The sequence below is a fragment of the Acinetobacter sp. UBA5934 genome (assembly GCF_002430855.1).
Taxonomy (GTDB): domain Bacteria; phylum Pseudomonadota; class Gammaproteobacteria; order Pseudomonadales; family Moraxellaceae; genus Acinetobacter.
This window is the reverse complement of the sequence record NZ_DJDC01000161.1, coordinates 9,612-10,721: the sequence shown is the minus strand read 5'-3', so window position 1 is coordinate 10,721 and position 1,110 is coordinate 9,612. Positions and strand designations below refer to the sequence as shown.

The following is a 1,110-nucleotide window of genomic DNA, read 5'->3' as shown; positions in this document are numbered from 1 at the left end:
TCCCAATACACTTCAGCCAGCTGATAAGAGGTCGGTGCAATACTCTCACCCACCTGATAGCGATCGGACTGATCATTGACTTTAATCACGGCGGAAGAAAATTGACTTGGATAACCGACCACTACACCTTGCAAAATCAAGTTAACATTGTCTTCTGCCGCTGCAGTCCTGCCAGTTTCCTGAAACAGTGCAAATGAAGAAATATTGGGGACCTGTGGCTGCTGTGAACCCAGCTCAACACGTTCCAGCTGCATGACCTGTGGCGGTGCCACCAGCAGCCAGAAAATGTTCGCCAATTTCCAGCATAAATATAAAATCAGCAGGATCAATAATAAGGGAGCAAGCCGGTCCGCCTGCTTCCAGTTTAAATGTTGAATTTTTTCCATCCATTGATTCATTAGAAGCCACCTTTAAACAAAGGTTGACGCGAACTAATGACATAGGTATCTAAACCAGCTTTACCATTATAGGAAGGCATATTTAGCAGCAGACGCTGAGTCAGTTGTACATCAAGCATCAAGTTTTGATCCAGCTCCAGGGCCATCAGCTTTTGATCACGCTGGTCCTGGATATCAAAGATCAGCTTATTATTTTCATCCGACAATTTTCCTTTCAAGGAAGGGATATTCATTCGATCCTGACGCTGGGCATAGGTATAAATCAACTCCCCACCCACCCATTGCAATTGCCCTTCAGCCTGATTAAAGCCTTGTTGTTTTTTAAAATTAAAATTTACATTCTGAAGCTGGATAGGATTAGCAGGCCACTGCCATTCCACCAGATTTTTTAGAGTTTCAGGAGCGATTTGACCATTTAAGTCATGAATCGTTATTTTTTTACCAAATCCATATCCGGCAATGGCATCAAGCTGAGTGTGTCCACTATGGATTTCCACCTTCGCCCCTAAACGCAACAAAAAAAGATCGAGTGGGCGTGTTTTCCAGCTCAATGAACCCTTTAACTGACCTGTATGCCAGTCCGCTTGCCCCTGCCAAATATTGCCACTGACATTTTGCAAAACCTGGTTGTTTTTATAAAATTTTGAAATGAGCCAAGCCGCAGGAATTTGGAGTAATACGAACATGAAAAAGACACTGATGGCGAAAATCC

2 protein-coding genes are annotated in these 1,110 nt (G+C 43.3%); both read right to left on the bottom strand.

All coding sequences use genetic code 11. The features are described 5' to 3' along the window. The coding region (locus B2Y23_RS11690) for a type II secretion system protein N (RefSeq protein WP_291370960.1) at positions 1 to 398 on the bottom strand (398 nt) is incomplete at its 3' end. Continuing rightward, positions 398 to 1,108, bottom strand: a complete 711-nt coding sequence (gene gspN / locus B2Y23_RS11685) for a type II secretion system protein N (protein ID WP_291370958.1) — start codon at positions 1,106 to 1,108, stop codon at positions 398 to 400. The genes gspN and B2Y23_RS11690, both read right to left, overlap by 1 nt. Positions 1,109 to 1,110: the final 2 nt, after the last annotated feature.